This window comes from Stenotrophomonas nematodicola (assembly GCF_009467805.1).
Lineage (GTDB): Bacteria > Pseudomonadota > Gammaproteobacteria > Xanthomonadales > Xanthomonadaceae > Stenotrophomonas > Stenotrophomonas nematodicola.
This window is the reverse complement of sequence record NZ_WIAY01000003.1, coordinates 237664-262574: the sequence shown is the minus strand read 5'-3', so window position 1 is coordinate 262574 and position 24911 is coordinate 237664. Positions and strand designations below refer to the sequence as shown.

Sequence of the window (24911 nt, the reverse complement as noted above, 5' to 3'; positions counted from 1 at the left end):
CGCTCCTGCCGCTGCCGATGCGCTCGCCCGGCCGGCCCCGATGAATCTGGCGGTTCGACGCCTATCGCGCCCGCCAACCTGACATTCGGCGTCAACCGTCGGATAATCACCGGTCCGGCCGCTCTGCGGCGCGAATCGATGTGACCCGATGGCAATCCACTCCTCCGTACTCGACCTCATTGGCCAGACCCCGATCGTCAAGGCCCAGCGCCTGGATACCGGCGTCTGCGAGCTGTTCCTGAAGCTCGAAAGCGCCAATCCCGGAGGGTCGATCAAGGACCGCATCGGCCTGTCGATGATCGAGGCGGCCGAGCAGCGCGGGGATCTCAAGCCCGGGGCGACGCTGGTGGAAGGCACTGCCGGCAATACCGGCCTGGGCCTGGCGCTGGTGGCGCAGCAGAAGGGCTACAAGCTGATCCTGGTCGTGCCGGACAAGATGTCCCGCGAGAAGATCTTCAACCTCAAGGCGATGGGCGCCGAAGTGCGCCTGACCCGTTCGGACGTGGCCAAGGGCCACCCCGAGTACTACCAGGACATGGCCAAGCGCGTGGCCGAGGAAACCCCCGGCGCCTACTTCATCAACCAGTTCGGCAATCCGGACAACCCGGCGGCGCATGAGTTCGGCACCGGTCCGGAGATTCTCGAGCAGATGGGCGGGGACCTGGACGCGATCGTGTTCGGCTGCGGCAGCTCGGGCACCATGACCGGCCTGTCGCGCGCCTTCGCCACGCTGTCGCCGAAGACCGAACTGGTGCTGGCCGATCCGGTCGGCTCGATCCTGGCCGAGTACATCAATGATGGCGTGCTCAACGACAAGTCGGGCAGTTGGCTGGTGGAAGGCATCGGCGAAGATTTCCTGCCCTCCATCGCCGATTTCAGCCGCGTCACCACGGCCTATGCGATCAGCGACGCCGAGAGCTTCCACACCGCGCGCGAGCTGCTGGGCAAGGAAGGCATCCTCGGTGGCTCCTCCACCGGTACCCTGCTGGCCGCCGCACTCAAGTACTGCAAGGCCCAGACCACCCCGAAGAAGGTGCTGGTCCTGGTCTGCGACACGGGCAACAAGTACCTGTCCAAGATGTACAACGACTACTGGATGCTGGACAACGGCTTCCTGGAGCGCCCGCAGCACGGCGACCTCCGCGACCTGATCCTGCGCCCGTACGGCCAGCGCGACACTGTGGTGATCGGTCCCAACGACCTGCTCACCACCGCCTACCAGCGCATGAAGCTGTATGACGTGTCCCAGCTCCCGGTGATGGATGGCGACCAGCTGGTCGGCATCGTCGACGAAAGCGACGTGCTGCTGCATGTGTACGGCGATGAAGCGCGCTTCCGCGACCCGGTCTCCACCGCGATGGTCAGCAAACTGGACCGGCTGGACGTGAAGTCCCCGATCGAGGCGTTGCTGCCGGTATTCGACCGCGGCCAGGTGGCCATTGTGATGGACGGTGCCAGCTTCCTGGGCCTGATCACCCGCATCGACCTGCTGAACTACCTGCGCCGGCGGGTCCAGTAACCGCGGCAGGCCGCGCGCGCTGCTCTGAACTCCCGTTTATCCGCGTCAATGGCTGATTAAGCTGCCGCTGATAGACTTCCGCTCCTTTTGCGGGGGCCCTCCGGGGCCCCTCTGGCTGGGAAACAACATGTCCGATCACGCTTCCTCCGCGCACGACGCCCGCGCGCTCGCCCTGGCCACCCTGGCCATCCACGGCGGCCAGTCGCCGGACCCGAGCACCGGTGCGGTGATGCCGCCGATCTACGCGACGTCCACCTATGCACAGTCCAGCCCGGGTGAGCACCAGGGGTTCGAGTACTCGCGCACGCACAATCCCACCCGCTTCGCCTATGAGCGCTGCGTGGCCTCGCTGGAAGGCGGCACCCGCGGTTACGCCTTCGCCTCGGGCATGGCGGCCAGCTCCACCGTGATGGAACTGCTCGATGCCGGCAGCCACGTGGTGGCGATGGACGACATCTACGGCGGCACCTTCCGCCTGTTCGAGCGCGTGCGCCGCCGCACCGCCGGGCTGCAGTTCGGCTTCGTCGACCTGACCGACCTGGCTGCCTTCGAAGCGGCGATCACCGCGCAGACGAAGATGGTCTGGATCGAGACCCCGACCAACCCGATGCTGAAGATCGTGGACATCGCCGCGGTGGCCGCCATCGCCAGGCGCCACGGCCTGATCGTGGTGGTGGACAACACCTTCGCCTCGCCGATGCTGCAGCGTCCGCTGGAACTGGGCGCGGACCTGGTCCTGCACTCGGCCACCAAGTACCTCAACGGCCATTCGGACATGGTCGGTGGAATGGTCGTGGTCGGCGACAACCCCGAGCTGGCCGAGCAGATGGCCTTCCTGCAGAACTCCATCGGGGGCGTGCAGGGCCCGTTCGACAGCTTCCTGGCCCTGCGCGGCCTGAAAACCCTGCCGCTGCGCATGAAGGCCCACTGCGCCAATGCGCTGGCCCTGGCCCAGTGGCTGGAGAAGCACCCGGCGGTGGAGAAGGTCATCTACCCCGGCCTGACCTCGCACCCGCAGCACGAACTGGCCACGCGCCAGATGAACGGCTACGGCGGCATCGTCTCGATCGTGCTCAAGGGCGGATACGAGGCCGCCAAGCGCTTCTGCGAGCGCACCACGCTGTTCACCCTGGCCGAATCGCTGGGTGGCGTGGAAAGCCTGGTCAACCATCCGGCGGTCATGACCCATGCCTCGATCCCGGTCGAACGCCGCGAACAGCTCGGCATCAGCGATGCCCTGGTGCGCCTGAGCGTGGGCGTGGAAGACCTGGGGGATCTGCAGGTGGATCTGGAGCGGGCGCTGGCGGGCTGACGCCGCCGATCCGCCGGTTGTTCCTTCGTTTTTTCATCGAGGTAAAGCAGGTTGCATAACACGACCCTCCAGGTCCCCTTCCGCCGCCGCCTGGTCCAGTGGGTGATCCGCCAACCGTGGCTGAAAGCGGTGTACCAGCATGTCCCGGCGTCGCTGCGCGACCGGGTCACCTCGCGCCTGAACGCGCCGGTGGAACTGGTCGGTGTCCGCTTCGCCAACAGCGAGCGCTGGGCCGCCAAGAAGCAGCCCGTCACCGACGCGCCGGTCCGGCTGTTCGACCAGACCACGGTCTTCGGGCCGGAGCAGGGGGTGAACGTCTTTGCTTACCTGCGCGGGCAGTTCGGCCTGGCCGAGTGCGCGCGCATGTACGCGCGCGCCCTGCTGGGTGCCGGCTACCCCACCGCGCTGATCGACGTGGACATCAAGCTGCCCCACGACTGGAACGACCGCAGCCTGGACGCGTATATCCGCGAGGACGCACCGCACGGCGTGCACCTGGTCTTCATCAATCCGGACTACCTGCAGGCATCGCTGGACCAGATCGGCGAGGCACGCCTGGCCGGCAAGTACATCATCGCGTGCTGGTTCTGGGAGCTGGAGAACATTCCGACCTCCTGGTTGCCGGCACTTGAACTGGTGGACGAGATTCTGGTGGCGTCGCAGTACGTTGGCGATGCGTTCGCCAGGGTTACCGACAAGCCGATCCTGTGCGTGCCGCTGCCGTTGAGCGACGTCGGCGACAGCGGGTTGCAGCGGGCCGATTTCGGCATCGACGCGCGTGCGTTCGTGTTCATGACGTCGTTCGACTTCAACTCCTTCGTGCACCGCAAGAATCCATTCGCGGTGATCCGTGCCTTCCAGCGCGCGTTCCCCGATCGCGACCGCAACGTGCAGCTGCTGATCAAGACCAGCAACGGACACCGCAATCCCGAGCGCCTCAAGCTGCTGCTGGACAGCATCGGCGACGATGCCCGCATCGTCGTGCGCGACCATGTGCTGGACCGGGCCGACGTGCAGGCGCTGCAGCGCTGCGCGGATGTGTACGTGTCGCTGCACCATGCCGAGGGCTTCGGTCTCGGCCTGGCCGAGTGCATGGCCCAGGGCAAGCCGGTGATCGGCACGGCCTGGTCGGGCAACATGGAGTTCATGGATGCCGACAACAGCGCCCTGGTCGGCTACACGCTGGTGCCGGTCGAGGAGGGCGAGTATGCCCACCACGAGGGCCAGCGCTGGGCCGCCGCCGACGAGGGTCAGGCGGCCGACTGGATGCGCCGGCTGGCCGACGAGCCCGGGCTGGCCGATGCGATCGGCGCGCGTGCGCGCGCCTCGGTTCTCCAGACGCTGTCCCCCGAACGCGCCGCCGCCGCACTCATCGCACGCTTGAGTGCGATCAACGGCACCCCCCAGATGTCACGCAATGCCACGGCGACAATGACGCCACCTCAGGGAAGTCCGCACTGATGCACAGCTATTCCACCACCTTCAAAGACCTGCAGGAGGGCATCAAGGGTGCCAAGGTCTCCTTCTACATCGCGATGGGCGACATCCGTGCGCGCTACCGTCGCAGCATCCTGGGGCCCTTCTGGCAATCCCTGGCCACCGCGATCGGTGTGGTCGGTCTGGGCCTGCTCTGGAGCCAGCTGCTCAACATCGAGCGTGAGAAGTTCATCCCCACGCTGACCGCCGGCCTGATCATCTGGCAGATGCTGTCCGGCGTACTGATCGAGAGCTGCGGCCTGTTCGTGCGCCAGGCCTCGATCATCCGCAACGTGGTGATGCCCTTGTCGGTGCACCCGATGAGCGTGGTGACCCGCTACCTGGTCAACTTCGTGCACAGCCTGCTGGTGTTCGTGATCGTCGCGGTGGTGATGCGCATCGACGTGAACCTCAATACGCTGCTGTTCATTCCCGGGATGCTGCTGGTCGTGGCCAACCTGCTCTGGCTGTCGTTCGTGTTCGGCGTGATGGGCGCCCGGTATCGCGACCTGGAGTACGGTGTGGCCTCGGTGATGCCGATGCTGTTCCTGATCAGCCCGGTCATGTACCGCCTGGAATTCCTGCCCTTCTCCTCGGCCATCCTCGAATACAACCCCTTCACCTATCTGATCGAGGTGCTGCGCGCGCCGATGCTGGGCCACGTGCCGAGCCTGCATACCTACCTGGTGCTGGTGGCGATGGCGGTGCTGGGCTGGTTGCTGGCCTTCTGGTTCCTGCACAAAGCCAAGCTGCGCCTGCCTTTCTGGATCTGACATGACCGCCAAGCTCACCTTCGAAAACGTCACCCTGCGTTACCCGATCTACAACTCGCACAGCCTGTCGCTGCGCCGCAACCTGGTCGGCATCGCAACCGGTGGCCGGTTGATGGCCGGCAGCGGCCAGGTGACCCAGGTCACCGCGCTGGAGAACGTCTCCTTCAGCCTGCGCAGCGGCGATGCGGTTGGCATCGTTGGTCACAACGGCGCCGGCAAGAGCACCATGCTGCGCACGATGGCGGGCATCTACACGCCGCTGGAAGGCCGCATCGAGCGGGTCGGCCGCGTCGCCACCATGTTCGAGGTCGGTGCCGGCATGGATCCCGAACTGTCCGGCTACGAGAACATCCGCCGCATGGGCATGATGCTTGGCCTGCCGCTGAAGGAGATCAACGCACGCATCCCCGAGATCGAGGAATTCACCGATCTTGGCGACTTCCTGCAGCTGGCGGTGCGGACCTACTCGGCGGGCATGGCGATGCGCCTGATGTTCGCCGTGGCCACCTGCACCACGCCCGACATCCTGCTGGTCGACGAGGTGTTCGACGTCGGCGACGAAGCCTTCAAGGAACGCGCGGCCAAGCGCATGCGCGAGTTCATCAAGTCCTCGCAGATCTTCTGTCTGGCCTCGCACTCGCCGGAGACGATCGCCGAGTACTGCAACCGGGTGTTCGTGCTGAATCACGGCACGCTGCGGGAAATTTCGGTCTCACAACTCAAGTCAGAAGGATATGGCATTGAATCTCACGCTGGGTAATGCGGTCCGCAACGCCGCCGACATGGCGGCGCAGTCCCGGGCCAGCGATGGCTACCTGGCGCCAGGCGAAGAAGTTGTCCTGAGCAGCTCGCCGTACTCCAGCATGGATGCGGTGACCATGCGCGGCTTCGCGCTGCCGGAGACCGACGGCATCTGGTCCAGCGGGGCGATCAGCTCGATCGATGTCCGCCTGCGCGACGTCAGCGCCGATCGGCGTTATCGGGTGGTCATGGGGGCGCTGGCGTTCGAAGCGGCCGGCCACCGTGCGCTGGTATCGATCGGGATCAATGGCGGACCTGCGCACCAGGTCCTGGCCAACGGGTCGGGCTGGTCGAGCATCAGCGCCGACTGCGACGTGCGGATGGTCGGCAAGGTGCCGATGATCCGGATCGAATTCCAGGTCGCCAACCCGATGTCGCCCACTGCGTTGAGCCTGGGTGACGACAACCGGTTGTTGGGCTTCAAGGTCCGGTCGCTGCAGTTCATGGACATCGGTCCCGCCGCCGTGGTCGCTCCGGCCGCCGTTGCCCAGACGATACCCCTGGACGAACCAGCCGACGCGACCGCGCCGGCGCATGACGGGAGTTCGACAATGGAACGTTTGACGCAGAGTCCAACCGAAACCATCCGCGAACTGGCCAAGCGCGGCCCGATCTGGCGCATGGTGCTGCTCGACAAGAATCCGGTCGTGCGCGTGGTGCGCTGGATGCGGCGGGTCAGCCGCAACCTGTCCGAGATGCGCTACCAGCTGGACCAGATCCGCATCGATTCGGCGCGCCAGACCCGCGAGCTTGCCGAGCGGGTGGACAATATCGAGATCGATGCACGGGTCCAGGAGCGCGAACGGCAGAAGGCCGGCTCCGACGTGGATGCCATCATCCATCGCCTTGAACTGAACCACGCGCGCCTGCTGGCCATCGAGGAATCGGCGCAGCAGGTCGAGCGGCTGCAGGAAGCCAGCCGCACCGAGCATGCCGACAATCTGGAGACCATCGTGGCCACCACCGACGGCCTGGGCCGGGACGTGGCGGTCGTGCTGGATACCTTGAACAAGACCCTGAGCGAGTCGGTCCGGATGCTGCGTGAGTTCGAAAGCGTGGATACCAAGCTGGCCGGCATGGACCAGGCCTTGCGACGCGTGCAGCAGCAGGGCGAGGAACACGCGCGCCATGCGATCACCGGCATCCGTGAACTCCGCGAGCAGCTGCACCTGTCACTGCAGCAGCAGCACGAGCGCGCGACCCAGTCCCAGAGCAGCATCGAGTCGAGCCTGCAGAGCGTGATCGAACGCCAATGGGCCGACGGTGATGAGCTGCGCCGGCACCTGCATACCACCCTCCAGCAGATGGAGGAGCGGCATGAGGCCGAACGCGAGCGCCTGCGCACGCTGTTGCAGGAGACCCTGGAAGAAGGCGTCCAGGCGATGGATGCGCGCCCGGAAGTGGACGTGGACGCGATCCATGAGCACCTGATCGCGCTGCGTGAACGCGTGGATGGCCTGGGCGTGGTCGCCCGTGGCGCACCGCAGACCAACGAGAGCGCAGCCATCCAGGCGCTGCACCTGGTCGGGCTGGTGCACCAGAAGCTGGACAACGGCGAGATCGAAGTCGGTCAGATGCTGGAGCTGCTGCTGAGCATCAAGCAGCGCGTGGACGCGCAGCAGGCGCAGCTGGACAGCCTGGCGGTACAAGGGGCATCCGCCTCTCCGCGCCGCGTCCTGCGCCGCCATGACGGCTGGATCATCGCCACCGAGTTCGGTTCCTTCTCCTGCAGCGAAAGCGACGATCTGCTGGCCATGTGCCTGCTCGACAGCGGCGATGTGGAGCGCGGTCTGCGCCTGTTCATCGAGCATGCGCTGAAGGCCGGTGACGTGTTCGTTGACGCCGGTGCGAACATCGGCCTGCACACCGTGGCGGCGGCGCACGCCGTTGGCCCTGGCGGCAAGGTGATTGCCATCGAGGCCATGCCGCGCACCCTTGAACACCTGCGGGCATCGTTGCGGCTGAGCGGCGTTGAGCCGCAGGTTAAGGTCCTGCCGGTGGCGCTGGGCGCCCAGGACGAGGATGGCCGTGCCTTCCACGTCGGCGCTGTTGCCGGCCACAGCTCGCTGTACCCGCTGGATGAAGAGGTCGAGACCGTTCGGGTGGACGTGCGAACCCTGGATGGCCTGCTGGGCGAACGGCGGATCGATCTGGTCAAGATCGACGTCGAAGGCGCTGAACTGGACGTCCTGGCCGGTATGGAAGGACTGCTGGCGGCCAATCCCGAGATTGGCGTGGTGGCAGAGTATGCGGTGTCGCACCTCGGCCGGGCCGGGACCAGCGAGGCCGACTGGGAGGCATTCCGGGAGCGGCACGGCTTCGACCTGTACCGCATCGACGATCTCACCGGGGCCTGTCTGCCGGTGGAGGCGTTCGCCGCGCTGCGCGACGAAGTCAGCTCCAACATCCTGCTGTGCCGCCCGGGCAGCACGCTTCCGTCCACGATGAATACGGGAGCCGCCGCATGAGCCGGGTCGCCGTGATCGGTGCCGGCGGCCATGCCAAGGTGATCATCGACCTGCTGCGCTGCGGAGGGCACGAGGTGGTGGCATGCCTGGACGCGGGGCGGGTGGGGCAGGTGGTCAATGGCGTGCCGGTGCTGGGCGACGAGCGTGTTGAACTGCCGCGGTTGATGGAGCAGGGCGTGGATGCGGCGTTCGTGGCGCTCGGTGACAATCGCCTGCGTCAGAAAGTCGCCGCCTCCGTCGCCGCGCTCGGGTTGCACATGGTCGCCGCAATCGGGCGATCGGCGGTCGTATCCCCCAGTGCCAGGATCGGCCGCGGCTGCGCCATCATGGAGGGTGCCGTGGTGAATGCGGACGCCCGGATTGGTGAGTTTGCTATAATCAATACAAACGCCTCCATCGACCATGACTGTGTCGTCGGGCCTTATTCCCACGTTGCACCTGGCAGCGCCCTTGCGGGCGGCGTCGAGGTCGGTGCCGCCGTATTCATGGGCGCCGGGACGCGTGCGATTCCCGGGGTCAAGATCATGGACGGTGCCGTCGTTGGCGCCGGTACGGTCGTGGTAAGGGACATTGCCTCGCCCGGAACCTGGGTTGGCGTGCCGGCAAGACAAATTAAAAACAAGGACTGATCAATGTTGGCGTCAAAGCGGATTCCAGTTGCTGTTCCAAGCCTGACCGGCAACGAAAAGAAGTACGTGGAACAGTGTCTCGACTCGACGTGGATCTCGTCGGCCGGTGAGTTCATCGGCAAGTTCGAGCAGAGCTTCGCCGACTTCTGTGGCGTGCGCCACGCGGTAGCCATCAACAACGGCACCACTGCCATCCATCTGGCACTGGTCGCACTGGGTATCGGCGAAGGCGATGAAGTCCTGATCCCGACCCTGACCTACATCGCTACCGCCAATGCGGTGGCGTACTGCAATGCCAAGCCGGTGCTGGTGGATTCCGAACCCGGCACGATGAACATGGATCCGGCCCAGCTGGAAGCCAGGATCACCCCGCGCACCAAGGCCATCATCGTGGTGCACCTGTACGGTCACCCGACCGACATGGGGCCGGTGATGGAACTGGCGCGCAAGCACAACCTCAAGGTGATCGAAGACGCTGCCGAAGCACACGGTGCCGAGTACAACGGCAAGCGCGTGGGCGGCATCGGCGACTGCGCGACCTTCAGCTTCTTCGGCAACAAGATCGTCACCACCGGTGAAGGCGGCATGGTCACGACCGATGACGACGAACTGGCCGCGCGCCTGCGCCTGTACCGTGGCCAGGGCATGGACCCGAAGCGTCGCTACTGGTTCCCGGTGGTGGGCTTCAACTACCGCATGACCAACATCGCCGCCGCCATCGGCCTGGCGCAGATGGAGCGTATCGACGATGCCCTGGCAGCACGCCAGAAGGTGGCTGGCTGGTATGAGCAGGCCCTGGCGGCGCATGCCGATATCATCGAGCGTCCGGTCGTGGCCGATTACGCGCACCACGTGTACTGGATGTACACCGTGCTGCTGACCGGTCTGACCGACGCGCAGCGCGACGAAGTGATGCGCCTGATGGATGCCGACGGGATCGAAACCCGCCCGGTGTTCTATCCGATGCACGTGCTGCCGCCGTACCTGGAGGATGGCAGCCGCTACCCGGTCGCCAACGACCAGGCCGCGCGTGGCATCAACCTGCCGACGCATGCCCAGCTGGAAGCCGAAGACATCGAGCGCGTGGTCGCCTCGCTGGTGTCGGCACTGCGACGCGTGGGCAGCTGACCTTGCGTATCGCCATCTGCTCCTCGTTCGTCCCCTTCGTCAATGGTGGAGCGCGCTTCATCGTTGACTGGCTCGGAAGCCGACTGCGTGAACACGGGCACGAGGTCGAGATCATCTACCTGCCAATGGTGGAGACCCCCACCGACCTGCTGCAGCAGATGGCCGCGTACCGGATGATGGATCTGTCCGATTCGGTGGACCGGGTGATCACCACCCGGCCGCCGGCGCATCTGATCCAGCACCCCAAGAAGGTGGCGTGGTTCATCCACCATTTCCGCATGTACTACGACATGTGGGACACCTCCTACCGCGGCTTCCCCGACGATGCGCGTCATCGCGCATTACGCGGGGCGCTGGTGCGGGCCGATACCACGGCACTGGCTGAATCACACCGTCTGTTCACCAACTCGCAGGTGGTCGCCGACCGGGTCAAGCGCTACAACGGCCTGAACGCGGAGGTGCTGTATCCGCCGCTGTTCGACGTGTCGCACTTCCGCAACGACCAGCAGGGCGACGAGATCGTCTACATCTGCCGGATGGAGCACCACAAGCGCCAGCACCTGCTGCTGGAGGCCTTCAAGTACGTGACCACGCCGGTCAAGCTGCGCCTGTGCGGCACCAGCAGCGGGCCGGGCTACACCAATGGTCTGCGCGCCTTCATCGTGGCCGAAGGGCTGCAGGATCGCGTGGCCTGCGTGGACCGCTGGATCACCGAGGAAGAGAAGGCGCAGTGGCTGTCCACCGCGCTGGCGGCGGCGTACCTGCCGGAAGACGAGGATTCCTATGGGTATCCCTCGCTGGAGGCGGCACAATCGTCCAAGCCGGTCATCACCACCACCGATTCGGGCGGCGTGCTCGAGTTCGTCGAGCATGGCGTCAACGGCATGATCGCCGAGCCGGATCCACGTGCGCTGGCCGAGGTGATCGATGCACTGTGGCGCGATCGTGAGCACACCCGTCGCATGGGTGAGGCGGCCAAGGCGCGCGTGCAGGAACTGAAGATCAATTGGGACCACGTGCTGGAGCGGTTGCTGTCATGAAGGTACTGGTCGTCAACAACATGGTGCCCGGGCTGCGCGGTGGCGCCGAGGAGCTGGCCGATCAGCTGGTGCTGAACCTGCGCAAGGCCGGTCACCAGTCCGAGCTGCTGCGCATTCCGTTCACCTGGCATCCGCCGGAACGCATCGTCGGCGAAATGCTGATGTGCCGCAGCATGCGCCTGATCAACGTCGATCGCGTGATCGCGATGAAGTTCCCGGCCTATCTGCTGCCCTTCGATGACAAGGTGTTCTGGCTGGCGCACCAGTATCGCCAGGCCTATGACATGTGGGATTCGGGCCACAGCAATATTCCCAACACCCCGGAGGGCCGGCAGATCCGCTCGGCGATCACCGAGGCCGACAACGATGCCTTCTCCCTGGGCCGTGGCGTCTACGCCGTCGGCCGTACGGTGCAGGATCGCCTGATGCACTACAACGGCATTCCGTCCGAGCTGCTGCGTGCGCCGTTGAACGATACCGAGCTGTTTACCGGTGGCGCCCACGGCGATTACATCTTCGCCGGTGGCCGCATCAATGCCGGCAAGCGCCAGCACCGCCTGATCGAGGCGATGGCGCTGACCAAGGCGCCGGTCAAGCTGATCGTGGCCGGGCCGGCCGACACGCCGGAAGATGCCGACCGCCTGCGCGCGCTGGTCGAGACGCACGGTCTGCAGGGCCGGGTGAAGCTGGATATCGGCTTCCATCCGCGCCAGACCATCGCCGACTACGTCAACGGTGCACTGGCCTGCGCCTACCTGCCGATGGCCGAGGACTCCTTCGGGTACGTCACGATGGAAGCCTGCCAGGCCCGCAAGGCGGTGATCACGGTGGACGATTCGGGCGACCTGACCGAGCTGATCAAGGACGGCGACAACGGCTGGGTCTGCGCCGACGACACCACGCAGATCGCCGCGGCACTGACGCAGGCCTTCGCCACCCGGGCGGTGACGCTGGAGCGTGGGCAGAACGCCTACGAAAGCTGGACCCGCCTGGACATCAACTGGGCCACAACGGTGGAGAAACTGACCCGATGAAGCTTATCTGGGCGGGCCCCTACTGCGGTCCTTCGGCAATCGCACGTTTCAGCAGCCATGTCGTCGCCGAACTGCGCGCGCTGGGCCACGATGTGGCGATCTACCGCACCGAAACCGGCGACGCCGCACTCAATGCCCCGCTGCCCGATCCGGTGGTACTCGTGCCGGGCAGTGCGATGGAAGAGGAGTGGCTGCGGACGGCCGATCTGGTATTTGCCAACATCGGCGACCACTACGGGTTCCACGGCGGCATCTTCGAGCTGGCACGCAAGCGCCCGTTCGTCGGTGTCATGCATGACTGGTTCGTGCTGAACCTGTTCTGGGATCGCCTGAAGGCCGAAGGCCGGCCGCAGGATGCCCCGCGCGTGATCCAGGGCCTTTACGGCCAGGAGGCGGGTGAACTGTGCGCGGCAGCGACCAGCGAAACCATCATGACCGTGGCTGCCGAGCATTTCCCGATGACGCAGTGGGCGGTCTCCGACCTGCTCGGCTGCATCATCCATTCCGAGTTCTACCGCGCCAAGGTCCAGGCCCGCTGCCCGGGGCCGGTGCATAAGCTGTCGCTTGCCTACCCCGCGCCGAACGTGCCGCAGGATCGCCGCGCGCCGGTGGAGGACCGCTCGCGCCTGCGCCTGTGCACGCTGGGTGTGGTCAATCCGAACAAGTGCGTGGACAAGGTCGTGCGCGCCTTGGCGCGCGACCCCGAACTGGCGGCACGCACCGAGTACCACGTGCTCGGCGGTGTGGGCGACCAGGAACGCCGGCGCCTGGAGGCGATCTGCGCCGAGGTCGGTTTCCTCGGACTGACCCTGGAAGGCCGCGTCAGCGACGAACGCCTGATCGAAGGCATGGCCGAGGCCGATGCCATCTGCTGCCTGCGCGATCCGGCGCTGGAAGGCGCGTCTGCGTCGGCGGTGGAAGGCATGCAGTCCGGCGTCCCGGTGATTGTCTCCAACGCAGGCTTCTATGCCGATCTGCCCGATGAGTACGTGCTCAAGATTCCGCAGGGCGATTGCGAAGACGAACTGCTTGCACAGCTCCAGCACATCGACCGCCATCGCGCCGAAGGTCGGCAGATGGGCGCACGTGCCCGCGAATGGGCACACGGCGAGTTCTCCGCCAAACACTATGCCACCGGCCTGGATCAGCTCATCCCCGAGTTCATCGCATGCGAGCCGTACCTGCTGACCAGCAAGGCGCTGGGCCGTGAGCTTGGCCGGATGGGCATCCCGGGCAACAGTCCCGCCGCCGGCAGGGTCGCTGACGCGCTGGACCGCATGTTTGCCCTGTGAGCGTCGCGCCGACCTTCACTTCACCTCATCACCCAGGAATGAAAACCATGAAATCTGCAGTTATCACCGGTATTTCCGGCCAGGACGGCGCTTACCTGGCGCAGTTGCTCCTTGAAAAGGGCTACAAGGTCTACGGCACCTACCGCCGTACCAGCTCGGTCAACTTCTGGCGTATTGAAGAGCTCGGCATCGAGAAGCACCCGAATCTGCACCTGGTCGAGCACGACCTGCAGGACCTGGGGTCGTCGATCCGCCTGCTGCAGGAAAGCGAGGCCACCGAGGTCTACAACCTGGCTGCCCAGAGCTTCGTGGGCGTGTCCTTCGACCAACCCGTGCTGACCGCGCAGATCACCGCGCTGGGCGCACTGAACCTGCTCGAAGCCATCCGTGCGGTCAACCCGAAGATCCGCTTCTACCAGGCGTCGACCTCGGAGATGTTCGGCCTGGTACAGCAGGTGCCGCAGACCGAGCAGACCCAGTTCTACCCGCGCAGCCCGTACGGCGTGGCCAAGCTCTACGCGCACTGGATGACGGTGAACTACCGCGAGTCCTACGACATGTTCGCGTCCAGCGGCATCCTGTTCAACCACGAGTCCCCGCTGCGCGGCCGCGAGTTCGTGACCCGCAAGATCACCGACTCGGTCGCCAAGATCAAGCTGGGCAAGCTGGATGTGCTGGAGCTGGGCAACCTGGACGCCAAGCGTGACTGGGGCTTTGCCAAGGAATACGTGGAAGGCATGTGGCGGATGCTGCAGGCCGACAAGCCGGACACCTACGTGCTGGCCACCAACCGTACCGAGACCGTGCGCGACTTCGTGACGATGGCGTTCAAGGCCATCGGCGTGGACCTGGCCTGGAATGGCACCGGCCTGGACGAAGTGGGCACCTGCAGCGCCTCGGGCAAGACCCTGGTCAAGATCAACCCGAAGTTCCACCGTCCGGCCGAAGTGGACCTGCTGATCGGCAACCCGGAAAAGGCCAAGCGCGAGCTGGGCTGGGAACCGTCCACCACGCTGGAAGAGCTGTGCGAGATGATGGTGGCTGCCGACCTGCGCCGCAATGAGGCCGGCGCATCGTTCTGACCGGCGAAGTCGTTGCTTAATCGTCCAATCGCGTGGGACGGGCCGGTACTCCGGTCCGTCCACCGCGGTTCCACCTAGGCAGTCGAACCTCAACGGAACTCTCCCATGAAGCCCATCGCAGCGATAACCGGAATCGAGGGATTCACGGGCCCTTACATGGCCGCCGAGCTGGAACGGCTTGGTTACCAGGTGCAGGGAATCAGCCGCAGCCCGATCGCAGGGCGTGAGCACGTCATCGCCGACATCCTGGACCGCGATGCACTGGCGGCGGCGCTGTCCCGCATCCAGCCCCAGGTCGTCGTCCACCTGGCGGGCGTCTCGCACGTCGCGCACCGTGACGTCTCGGCGATCTACCAGGCCAACATCATGGGCACGCGCAATCTGCTCGATGCGCTGGTCGAGTTGGATACGCCCCTGCACAGCGTGGTGCTGCCCAGCAGCGCGCACGTGTACGGTGCCTCCTCCAGCGAACTGCTCACCGAGCAGTCGCCGATGGCACCCTTCAACGATTACGCCATCAGCAAGGTCGCCAGCGAACATGTGGCGCGCCTGTATATGGACCGATTGCCGATCATGGTGACGCGTCCGTTCAATTACACCGGGGTCGGCCAGTCGCCCTCGTTCTTTGTGGCCAAGGTGATCGACCACGCCCGGCGCGGCAGTACCGACCTGCGGCTTGGCAACCTGGACGTGGAGCGGGATTTCACCGATGTCCGCGATCTGGTCCGTTGCTACGGCATGCTGATCGAGCAGCGCTGCCGCGGCGATGTCGTCAACATCTGCAGCGGCGTATCCACCTCGCTGCGCACGGTCATCGATATCGTCAGCGAGCTGTCCGGCCTGGATTTCGCCATTGAAAGCGATTCGGGCCTGATCCGCAGCCATGACGTGGACCGGCTTGCCGGCTCCAATGCGCGCTTCATGGCGCTGACCGGCGGCATCACCTTCCGGCCGCTGCGGGAAACCCTGCAGTGGATGCTCGACGCCTGATCCTGGCGGCCTCCCGGACGGTGCCGATGGCGCGGTCCTGACATGAAAACGCCCCGGAGCGCAGCGCGCTGCCGGGGCGTTTTTTCAAGCGTTTACCGCAAAATTACGGGGTAGCTGCCGTGATCGGCGCACCCTTGTCGTCGCACAGGCCCTTGCCGTCGGCGCAGCGCGCGAACGGGCCCAGCACCAGCACCGGCTGCTGGAAGTTGAAGCCGAACCATGCAACGGCTTCCTGCAGCAGTTCAACCTGCAGCTTGTTGCCGACCAGCAGGGCTGCCGGCACGGAGGCCTTCAGTTCCTGCGACTGGCCGACCTGCAGATCGCCATTCAGCACGGCGCGACCGATGTCCTGGCCACGCTTGCCTTCCGGGTTGGCCGGGTCCGGCACCAGCTGCAGCACGCCGGCGGACACATTCTGGCCGCCGTTGGCCGGCAGCGCGACCTTGCCGTTGTTGGTGACCTTGAAGGCCACGGTCAGGGTGTCGTCAGCCGCGTTGTAGGTGGCCTGACCCACCTGTTCGATGGCGATCGAGACTTCTTCCTGGGTCAGCGGCTTGTTCTGGCTGGCCGCCGCCGCCGGCGCTTCTGCCGGAGCAGCAGCCTGTTCAGCCGCCGCCGGCGCTTCGCTTTCGTTGGAGGAACAGGCCGCCAGTGCGAAGGTGGAGGCAAGAATCAGGGGGAATGCAAACCTGCGGTACTGTGTATTCATGAAATGCTCGATGAGCTGTTGGATTGAAGTGGTCGGATCCATCGACGGCAATCCTTCCAGGGCGTGGAATGGTGGACATGCAACCGGGCGAATGATACAGCGCCGGATCAGTTCGCGGGAGAGGGGGGTACGGGGTCCAGAGACACCCAGTCGATGAGGAAACTCAGGGGGGTGGGGTCGCGGGTCACCGGGCTGTCGAAGGCGATCACATTGGTGCCGATCTTCAGCGCGTCGGCTGGAACCTCGGCGCTCAGCGTGCTGGCGTCCTTCCACGTCACTGCGATCAGATGGTCATTGACACGCAGCTTGATCGACTCCGGCGTGGTCGGCGGCACGATCTGCAGGACACGGGCCGTCAGCGTATACGGGCGGGCGTCCGGCAGCAGGTCGAACTGCAGGGTCGCTTCCGGGAGGGTCTTCCAGGCGGCCGAGCGCCAGACCGGCAGGGTGTGGTTGGCAATCGTCCAGCGGCCGGCGATCCAGCCCGACCCACGGGTCGGCTGCTCCATGCTCCACCACCGACCGAAGTCCCAGCGGAAGCGGTCGCTGGCGCGCTCGGTACGGAACTGCTCGAAGGCCAGCGGCCAGGGCTGACGGCGCAGGATGTTGCGGTAGCGTTCGGCCACGCTGGAGTGGCCGGTTTCGAGCAAGCGCCGGTAGTTCTCCAGCGCCTCCGGGGAGGCGCTGGACGTGGTGGTGCCGTCCGCCTCCAGGGTGACCACTACGGCGGCACTGCGCTTGATCTGGCGGGTCGCTGCCGGGGTGCCCGGGGCACTCACCAGCGGCGCCTCGGTCAGGTTCCAGCCGTCCTCGGTTGCTTCGCAGGTACCCAGCCGTCCCTCCACGTTGGGGAACTGCCAGACGTTGCCAGACGGGCTGCAGATGATCGGCCGCTCGATCGGGCGGTCGTACAGATAGGTCAGTGCCATCACCATCCCCTCGCGGACCATCCAGACGTCGTTGAGCTGGTCGCGCTTGTCGATGATGACCAGGGTCTGGTCGAGCCGGGGCGGGGGCACGTTCCCGACGATGTCGCCGAGCAGGGTCTGCTGCGTGGCCGACAGGCGTCGGTAATGGTCGAACTGGAACATCTGGGCGGCAAAGGCGACCACCAGGGCAGCCGCCGTCACGACCACACCCAGCCCCCAGCTGCGGCGGGTGAGGGCGATCAGCACGCCGACGCACAGAAGGGCGCCACCGGGTGCTGCCCCCAGGAAGGTACGCTGGGAAATCTCCAGGTGCGGCAGGGACGCGGCGAAGGGCAGGTAGCCCAGGCCGATCATCACCAGACCGGTAATCCCCAGGCGTACCACCGAGGTGGACGGCGTGGCGATGTCGGCCAGGGCATTCTCGCCCGGCAGGGCCCGGCTGCTGCGCCAGACGGTGTAACCGACCAGGACCGCGCACAGAGCCAGATAGAGGTGGGTGCGGTACTCGAACCAGGTGATGGCCAGGGCATCCAGCCAACCGCCGACGAGGGTGCGACCGAAGCCGATTCCCACCACGCGCTGAAGGCGGTCCACCACGTCGATCTGCATGGCGGTTCCCACCAGGCTGGCCTGGTAGGTTTCACCGCTGCCCTTGGCGTACAGCACGTAGGCGACGTTGACCAGAATGCCGGCGATCCAGGCAGCGCTGACGATGCGGTGTCCGTTGACCTTGGCCAGAGCGCCGCGCACACCGAAGCGCGCGTACAGCAGCAGCAGCGGAACGACGACGAAGGTCAGCGCGGCCTCATAGGCGAACGTGGCGAGGACGGCGCAGGGAACCGCCAGCAGCATCGCAATGGCACGCTGCCAGGGCTTCTGCAGGGTGTAACCGAACGCGCACAGGGCCACGGCAAGCAGCGACAGCGAGATCGACCAGTCGATATGGAAGGAGCGGAACGAGAGCTGCATCGTGTCGGCGGGGTAGAACACCACCAGCAGCCCGAGCACCGCCGCCCAGCGACGCGAATGGGTCAGCCACCAACCCATCAGGCCGGCGCCGATACCCTTGAGCAGCAGCGAGCCCATCAACAGCGCGTGCCAATAGGCGAACGAGTTGGGATCGAGCAGGTAGCCGATCGCATGCGGAGCCACGGTCAGGGGACGCAGCCGGTGCGGGGCCAGCGGGCCGTCGGGGCTCACCCAGATGAAGGGTTCGCGCAGCGTGAACAGCGCAAGCACGTCCCATTCTTCGATAAGGCCGGTGATGCTGAAGCCAAAGGGCAACCACAGCAGCGCGACCATGATCGCGCACGGCAGGACAAGGAAGCTCCAGCGGCGGAACAGCGCGGTGGATGGGGAAGGCGGGGTGTTCAGGCTCATGGACGGACTCGATGCCGGGCAGACGGAGGATGACTCCGCGCTGCGATGCGGTTAGCGATCCGGACGCTGCAGAAGCGCACGGGTCAGCAGGAAGGAAACAGGAAGCGTGACGACGATGGAAATGATGGGACCCAGTGCGGCCGGGACGTGGAAGTAGCCCACCGTCACCTTGAGCGTGAGCGCACCCAGCACATACACAACGGCGTAGATCAGCGGGAACGCCGCGAACTTCAGCCAGCTGTGCCGGGCCTTGAACACATAGCGCGTGTTCAAGGCGTAGCTGAGTACGATGCCGGCGCAGTAGCTGATCAGGTACGCCGCCTGGTAATGCATGAACCGCAGCAGCACCCAGTACAGCACCAGGGTGGCGCCCGTGTTGAGGGCGCCACCGACCAGGAAACGCAGCGCCAGCACGTGCAGCGGCGGGCGTTGCGGTCCGGTCGGCAGACCGCCGGGAGCGCCGGTATCAACCTGCGGCATGTGCCAGCGACTTGAAGCTGGCGTAGTCGCGGATGTACTCGTCCGAATCGTAGGGTTCGGACGCGAACACCAGCAGTACGGCGTCCTTGGAATACTTGTACTGCGTACCCCAGATCATCGGCGGCAGGTGAATGCCCTGGCTGGGCGAATTCAATTCGACATCGATGCGGCGGGTACCGTCATCGGCCAGCACACGCACCGACCCCGACACGCAGACCAGGAACTGGTGGCAACGCTTGTGCGCGTGCTCGCCGCGGGTTTCCTGGGTGGGCACGCCGTACACCAGGAAGTAGCGCTTGGCTGCGAACGGCAGGAAGGAATCGAAATCACCGACCGACAACGAGCCGCGGATGTCCACGTAGCTCGGCATGGTGTACAGCTTGACGCCCGGTACGGCGGTTTCGGCGATGCCCTGCGGTGCGTTGATCTGCGGCGCGTGCGCGGCGCCGTCCTTGTCGCTGACGTAGCCGACGATGCGCCCGGGATTGCCGACCACGATCGCATTCGGGGGGACCGAACGGGTCACCACCGCCCCGGCACCGATCATTGCGCCGCTGCCGATGGTGGTGCCCGCCAGGATCGTGGCGTTGGCACCAATCGACGCGCCGGCTTCCACCACGGTGCCCAGGAACTGGTCGGGGTAGACCTTGCTGCGCGGGAACAGGTCATTGGTGAAGGTGGCATTGGGGCCGACGAACACGTCGTCACCCAGGCGCACGCCGTTCCACAGCTGGACACCGCACTTGATGGTGACGCGGTCGCCGACCACCACGTCCGATTCGACAAAGACGCCGTCGCAGATGTTGCAGTCGCTGCCCAGGCGCGCGCCCGGCAGTACATGGGCGAAGGCCCAGATCCGGGTGCCGTCGCCGATCTGGTCGCTCTCGCACAGGGCGTTGGGATGAACGAAATGACTCACGTGACTTCCTTCTCGAAGGTCTCGACCGATTGGGTGATCGACAGGGGACGCGCCTTGGTGTTCTCAAACGCATGCCAGGCGTAGGTGCCGACAATGCCGAGGCCCAAAGAATTGAGGGCGCCGAAGAACAGGACCGTCAGGATGGTGCCGGCATAGCCGGGCACGGTGACCAGGCCGGATAGCTTGGCTGCCACCACCAGTACGCCGAGCAGCACGGTGAACACCAGCGCCAGCAGGCCCAGTGCCGTGAGCATCCGCACCGGCAGATCGGTAAAGGCGAATACGCTGTCGGACAGGTAGCGCAGCTTCTTGCTCAGCGTCCACGCGCTCTTGCCGTGCTGGCGTTCGCGGCGCTGATACGGGACGAACTCGCGCTTGCCCCCGAGCCAGAACAGCTGTGCCAGCAGGCTGGAATGCGATTCGTTGAGCAGCAGCAGGCGCTCGCGGAAATCCGCGCTTACCGCGAAGATGTCCACGCCGCCCTTCGGAATATCCTTGATGACCAACCGGCGGTACAGCGCCCAGAAGGCGGTGGACGCCAGCTTGGAGCCCATCGGGTCCTGCCGTGCCTCGCGGATGCCGAAGGCGACATCGTAGTGGTCGGCGGCGTAGCGCTTCCAGAAGTTGATCACCAGATCCGGCGGCTCCTGCAGATCGGCCGCCATCACTGCGGTCACGTCGGCCCGGCTCTGCTGCAGGCCGGTACGGATGGCCGGGAACGCGCCGAAGTTGCGGGTCAGGTTGACCAGCTGGGCGCGGAACGCGCACTGCGGCAGTTTCTCGCGCAGCAGCGCATGGCTGCGATCCGGACTGCCGTCGACCACGAAGATGGCTTCGAAGTCGCCGTCCACCGACCGGGAGATGTGATCGACCGCCTGCAGCAGGTCGTCGATCGACCCCTCGTTGCGGTAGATCGGGACGACCAGCCCAAGCGATGGCGCCGCGCGGCTCAGAACCGGTTGCATGCGGCGATGACCTGGTCGGCTTCTTCGTCGGTCAGTTCCGGGAAGCAGGGCAGGGTGAGCACGCGCTCGGCATCGGCTTCGGTGGCAGGCAGCCGCACGGCATCGAACGCGCCGGCATGGCACGGCTGGCGGTGGTCGCACAGCGGATAGTGGATCTCGGTCTGCACGCCGGCCGCCTGCAGGTGGCTGCGCAGGGCATCGCGATCATCGGTGCGCACCACGTACAGGTGGGCCACGTTGTCCTCGCCCACCGGCGCTGCCACCTGGATGCGCGGGTTGCGGATGCCGGCGGCATAGCGGTTGGCGATGTCGCGGCGGCGCGCATTCCACGCATCCAGGTGCGGCAGCATCGCGCGCAGCATCGCCGCCTGGATTTCGTCCAGTCGGCTGTTGCGGCCACCGCGCAGGCTGTTGGTGTACTTGGCCGACCAGCCGTACTGGCGCAGCTGTGCGGCAGTCTGGGCCAGTGCAGCGTCATTGCTGACAATCGCGCCGCCGTCGCCCAGTGCACCCAGGTTCTTGGTCGGGTAGAAGCTGAAGCTGGCGATGTCGCCGAAGCTGCCGGCGCGCGTCTGGTTGCGCGTGGCGCCATGTGCCTGGGCGCAGTCTTCCACTACCTTGATGCCACGCGCGTGGCACAGTGCCACGATCGCCTCGATATCGGCCAGCTGACCGTACAGGTGGGTGACGATGACCGCCTTCGGCGCAGCGCCGTCGTCCAGCGCTGCCTGCAGGCACGCCACCGACATCACGCCGGTGGTTGCCTCGGTGTCGATGAACAGCGGCGTTGCGCCGCAGGCCAGGACGGCCGACGTGCCGTACATCGCCGCGTTGGCGACCACGCCGACCGTGTCACCCTCGGTCACGCCAAGGGCACGCAGGGACAGTTCCAGCGCATCGGTACCGTTGGCCACGCTGACGCAGTGCGCGGCGCCGCAATACGCGGCGAACTCCTGCTCGAAGGCCTTGACGTTCGGGCCGAGCACGTAATAACCGCTCGCGATGATCTGTCCCGCGATGGCGCCCAACTGCTCCTGCAGGGGGGCGATATGCCGTGACAGGGAGTTGACGGGAATCTGGGTGGTCATGGATGTTGGCTGCAAGAAAAGAGGGAAGGGGCGGGCGATGGCCTTACTGGGCGCGACCGTACTGGTCTTCGAACCGCACGATGTCGTCCTCGCCGAGATAGCTGCCCGACTGCACCTCGATCAGCTCCAGCGGCAACTTGCCCGGATTCTTGAGGCGATGGGTCACGCCGAGCGGGATGTAGGTGCTCTGGTTCTCGGTGAGCAGGATCACCTCGTCGCCGCGGGTGACCTCGGCAGTGCCGCTGACCACGATCCAGTGCTCGGCGCGGTGGTGGTGCATCTGCAGGCTCAGCGTGGCACCGGGCTTGACCGTGATGCGCTTGACCTGGAAACGGGCGCCGTTGTCGATGGAGTCGTACGCACCCCACGGGCGGTAGACCTTGCGGTGCGCAGCGGCTTCGCTGCGGCCGTCGCGCTTGATCTGGCCGACGATTTCCTTGACGTCCTGTACGCGGTCCTTGTGGCCCACGAATACGGCGTCGTCGGTCTCCACGACCACCACATCTTCCAGCCCGACCATCGCGATCAGGCGGGTGCCGTAGGCATAGCTGTTGCGGCAGTCCAGCGCGATGACGTCGCCGTGGCAGGCATTGCCGTCGGCGTCCTTGTCTGACACGTCCCACAGCGCCGACCAGGAGCCCACGTCATTCCAGCCGGCATCCAGCGGAACCACGGCGGCATCGGCGGTCTTCTCCATCACCGCATAGTCGATCGAATCGTTGGGGCTGGCCGCGAAGGCTTCGGCATCCAGGCGGATGAAGTCGCTGTCACGCGAGGCCTTGTCCAGCGCGGCGCGGCAGGCCGCCAGCATGGCCGGCTGCAGCGCCTCCAGTTCCTGCAGGTAACGGGATGCCTTAAACAGGAACATGCCGCTGTTCCAGTAGTACTCGCCGGAGCTGACGTACTGCTGGGCGGTCTCCAGGTTCGGCTTCTCGACGAAGCGGTCGACGCCGCGCACGCCTTCGCCGGCGTGGGCCTTGATGTAGCCATAGCCGGTTTCCGGGGCCGTCGGCACGATGCCGAAGGTGACCAGCTTGCCGGCATCAGCGGCCACAGCCGCCTGCTTGACCGCCGCGTGGAAGGCGGCATCGTTGCGGACCACATGGTCGGACGGCAGCACCAGCAGCAGCGCGTCCTCACCGCCGGCCAGCGCCTGCAGCGCGGCGATGGCGATCGCCGGTGCGGTGTTGCGCCCGATCGGTTCGAGAATCAGCGCCTGCGGCACCACGCTGCATTCGCGCAGCTGTTCGGCGGCCATGAAACGGTGTTCCTGGTTGGCCACCACGATCGGCGCCCTGCCGGCGATGGCGGCCACGCGGTTCCAGGTGGCCTGCAGCATCGTGACATCGCCCACCAGCGGCAGGAACTGTTTCGGGTATGCCTCGCGCGAGAGCGGCCAGAGGCGGGTACCGGAGCCACCGGAAAGGATGACGGGGAGAATGGGCAACATGGAGATCGTCCTGAATCAGTGTTGGGGGGCTTGTCCGCCGATCAGAGCGGTGAGCTCTTCGGTCCGGGCGCGCAGCAGCGCGGCATCGCCACGGGTCTCGACGTTCAGCCGCAGAAGCGGTTCGGTATTGGAGCTGCGCAGGTTGAAACGCCAGGTGGCGAATTCGACGCTGACCCCATCGGTGTGATCCAGTTCGGGCGCCTGGTCCGCATAGTGGGCCAGCACGCGGGCGGTCGCGGCCTTGGCGTCGTCGACGCGGAAGTTGATCTCGCCGCTGCAGGGGAAGGCCTGCATGCGATCGGCGACCAGGTCGCCAAGCGACGTGCCGGTCTGCGAGACCAGTTCGGCGATCAGCAGCCACGGAATCATGCCGGAGTCGCAGTAGGCGAAGTCGCGGAAGTAATGGTGCGCGCTCATCTCGCCACCGTAGATGGCATCTTCGGCGCGCATGCGCTCCTTGATGAACGCGTGGCCGGTTTTGCTCATGATCGGCACGCCACCGGCCTGTTCGACCATTTCAACCGTGTTCCAGGTCAGGCGCGGGTCGTGGATGATCTTGCCGCCCGGCCGGCGCTTGAGCAGTGCCACGGCCAGCAGGCCGACCAGGTAGTAGCCCTCGATGAATGCGCCGGTGCTGTCGAAGAAGAAGCAACGGTCGAAATCGCCGTCCCAGGCAATGCCGAAATCGGCGCCGTGGGCGCGCACCGCATCGGCCGTGGCGGCGCGGTTTTCCGGCAGCAGCGGGTTGGGGATGCCGTTGGGGAACGTGCCGTCGGGCTCATGCTGGATGCGGATGAACTCGAACGGCAGGTGCGGTGCCAGTTCGTCGATCACCAGACCGGCGCCGCCGTTGCCGGCGTTGACCACGATCTTCAACGGCTTCAGCGCGGCCACATCGACATAGCCCAGCAGGTGCTGGATGTAGGCGGTTTTGTCGGTATCGCTGCGCACCACACCCTCCCCCGAGGGCAGCGGTGCATCACCGGCGGCAAAGTCGCGCACGTCGAACAGGCCGGTGTCGCCGCTGATCGGGCGCGCGTGTTCACGCACCAGCTTCATGCCGTTGTAGCCCATCGGGTTGTGGCTGGCGGTGACCATCACGCCGCCGGCGGCCTGGCGGTGGAAGGTCTGGAAATAGACCTCCTCGGTACCGCACAGCCCGATGTCGATCACATCACGGCCTGCACCGGTGAATCCTTTTTCCAGGGCAGCCTGCAGCTCCGGGCTGCTCAGGCGGATGTCGCGTCCCAGGACGACAGGCCCCGGTCCCAGCAGGGACGCGGTGCCGGCGCCAATGCGCTCGGCGAGGGCCACGTCCAGTTCTTCCGGAACGCGGCCGCGGATGTCGTATGCCTTGAAACAGGGGAGCGTCATCAATGCAGTCCTTACGGGGGTGACCGCCGATTATAGCGACAGCGTTCTGAGGAACGGGTCGCTTTTTCGAGCG

21 protein-coding genes are annotated in these 24911 nt (G+C 65.8%); 13 read left to right on the top strand and 8 right to left on the bottom strand.

Annotated features, from left to right (window positions below):
- Nucleotides 1-148: 148 nt before the first annotated feature.
- From GDJ08_RS12025 to GDJ08_RS11965, 13 genes are all read left to right on the top strand, one after another.
- Complete coding sequence (locus GDJ08_RS12025) at nt 149-1519, top strand: pyridoxal-phosphate dependent enzyme (RefSeq protein WP_017354720.1); 1371 nt, start codon at nt 149-151, stop codon at nt 1517-1519.
- Nucleotides 1520-1646: 127 nt separating this feature from the next.
- Entirely contained in the window at nt 1647-2831 is a 1185-nt protein-coding gene (locus tag GDJ08_RS12020; protein WP_017354719.1) for a cystathionine gamma-synthase, read from the top strand.
- Nucleotides 2832-2882: 51 nt separating this feature from the next.
- Nucleotides 2883-4292 (top strand): glycosyltransferase family 4 protein, encoded by a 1410-nt coding sequence (locus GDJ08_RS12015; RefSeq protein ID WP_153164930.1) that lies wholly within the window; start codon nt 2883-2885, stop codon nt 4290-4292.
- Nucleotides 4292-5080, top strand: coding sequence for an ABC transporter permease (locus GDJ08_RS12010; protein ID WP_017354717.1), 789 nt, complete (start codon nt 4292-4294; stop codon nt 5078-5080). Before GDJ08_RS12015 ends, GDJ08_RS12010 begins: the two co-directional genes overlap by 1 nt.
- 1 nt (nt 5081) lies before the next feature.
- Nucleotides 5082-5840, top strand: a complete 759-nt coding sequence (locus tag GDJ08_RS12005) for an ABC transporter ATP-binding protein (protein ID WP_017354716.1) — start codon at nt 5082-5084, stop codon at nt 5838-5840.
- Nucleotides 5821-8349: an FkbM family methyltransferase gene (locus tag GDJ08_RS12000; RefSeq protein ID WP_165699801.1), complete on the top strand. Its 2529-nt coding sequence runs from the start codon at nt 5821-5823 to the stop codon at nt 8347-8349. The genes GDJ08_RS12005 and GDJ08_RS12000 overlap by 20 nt, the downstream gene beginning before the upstream one ends.
- The gene (locus tag GDJ08_RS11995) at nt 8346-8978 is read left to right on the top strand and encodes an acetyltransferase (protein ID WP_017354714.1); all 633 of its coding nucleotides are present in this window, start codon (nt 8346-8348) and stop codon (nt 8976-8978) included. Before GDJ08_RS12000 ends, GDJ08_RS11995 begins: the two co-directional genes overlap by 4 nt.
- A gap of 3 nt (nt 8979-8981) precedes the next feature.
- Nucleotides 8982-10106: a DegT/DnrJ/EryC1/StrS family aminotransferase gene (locus tag GDJ08_RS11990; RefSeq protein ID WP_026070556.1), complete on the top strand. Its 1125-nt coding sequence runs from the start codon at nt 8982-8984 to the stop codon at nt 10104-10106.
- Between the two features lie 2 nt (nt 10107-10108).
- Nucleotides 10109-11146 carry a glycosyltransferase family 4 protein gene (locus tag GDJ08_RS11985; protein WP_017354712.1) on the top strand — a complete coding sequence of 346 codons (1038 nt, stop codon included), beginning with the start codon at nt 10109-10111 and terminating at the stop codon, nt 11144-11146.
- Entirely contained in the window at nt 11143-12180 is a 1038-nt protein-coding gene (locus tag GDJ08_RS11980; protein ID WP_017354711.1) for a glycosyltransferase family 4 protein, read from the top strand. The genes GDJ08_RS11985 and GDJ08_RS11980 overlap by 4 nt, the downstream gene beginning before the upstream one ends.
- Complete coding sequence (locus GDJ08_RS11975; protein WP_017354710.1) at nt 12177-13472, top strand: glycosyltransferase family 4 protein; 1296 nt, start codon at nt 12177-12179, stop codon at nt 13470-13472. The genes GDJ08_RS11980 and GDJ08_RS11975 overlap by 4 nt, the downstream gene beginning before the upstream one ends.
- Nucleotides 13473-13519: 47 nt before the next feature.
- Nucleotides 13520-14554 carry a GDP-mannose 4,6-dehydratase gene (gmd, locus tag GDJ08_RS11970; protein ID WP_026070555.1) on the top strand — a complete coding sequence of 345 codons (1035 nt, stop codon included), beginning with the start codon at nt 13520-13522 and terminating at the stop codon, nt 14552-14554.
- A 105-nt stretch (nt 14555-14659) separates the two neighbouring features.
- The gene (locus GDJ08_RS11965; RefSeq protein ID WP_026070554.1) at nt 14660-15544 is read left to right on the top strand and encodes an NAD-dependent epimerase/dehydratase family protein; all 885 of its coding nucleotides are present in this window, start codon (nt 14660-14662) and stop codon (nt 15542-15544) included.
- 103 nt (nt 15545-15647) lie between these two features.
- Here GDJ08_RS11965 and GDJ08_RS11960 read toward each other — a convergent pair whose 3' ends face one another.
- From GDJ08_RS11960 to GDJ08_RS11925, 8 genes are all read right to left on the bottom strand, one after another.
- Complete coding sequence (locus tag GDJ08_RS11960; protein ID WP_153164928.1) at nt 15648-16253, bottom strand: hypothetical protein; 606 nt, start codon at nt 16251-16253, stop codon at nt 15648-15650.
- 107 nt (nt 16254-16360) lie between these two features.
- Nucleotides 16361-18562: a hypothetical protein gene (locus tag GDJ08_RS11955; RefSeq protein WP_165699800.1), complete on the bottom strand. Its 2202-nt coding sequence runs from the start codon at nt 18560-18562 to the stop codon at nt 16361-16363.
- A gap of 51 nt (nt 18563-18613) precedes the next feature.
- On the bottom strand, nt 18614-19042 hold the full coding sequence (locus tag GDJ08_RS11950) for a GtrA family protein (protein ID WP_017354704.1): 429 nt from the start codon (nt 19040-19042) through the stop codon (nt 18614-18616).
- Nucleotides 19029-19961: a WxcM-like domain-containing protein gene (locus GDJ08_RS11945; RefSeq protein WP_017354703.1), complete on the bottom strand. Its 933-nt coding sequence runs from the start codon at nt 19959-19961 to the stop codon at nt 19029-19031. The genes GDJ08_RS11950 and GDJ08_RS11945 overlap by 14 nt, the downstream gene beginning before the upstream one ends.
- On the bottom strand, nt 19958-20926 hold the full coding sequence (locus GDJ08_RS11940; protein WP_017354702.1) for a glycosyltransferase family 2 protein: 969 nt from the start codon (nt 20924-20926) through the stop codon (nt 19958-19960). The genes GDJ08_RS11945 and GDJ08_RS11940 overlap by 4 nt, the downstream gene beginning before the upstream one ends.
- Nucleotides 20911-22014 carry a DegT/DnrJ/EryC1/StrS family aminotransferase gene (locus tag GDJ08_RS11935; RefSeq protein ID WP_153164927.1) on the bottom strand — a complete coding sequence of 368 codons (1104 nt, stop codon included), beginning with the start codon at nt 22012-22014 and terminating at the stop codon, nt 20911-20913. The genes GDJ08_RS11940 and GDJ08_RS11935 overlap by 16 nt, the downstream gene beginning before the upstream one ends.
- A gap of 43 nt (nt 22015-22057) precedes the next feature.
- Nucleotides 22058-23464, bottom strand: a complete 1407-nt coding sequence (locus tag GDJ08_RS11930; RefSeq protein ID WP_017354700.1) for a mannose-1-phosphate guanylyltransferase/mannose-6-phosphate isomerase — start codon at nt 23462-23464, stop codon at nt 22058-22060.
- A 15-nt stretch (nt 23465-23479) separates the two neighbouring features.
- Complete coding sequence (locus GDJ08_RS11925; RefSeq protein ID WP_017354699.1) at nt 23480-24838, bottom strand: phosphohexomutase domain-containing protein; 1359 nt, start codon at nt 24836-24838, stop codon at nt 23480-23482.
- Nucleotides 24839-24911 lie beyond the last annotated feature (73 nt).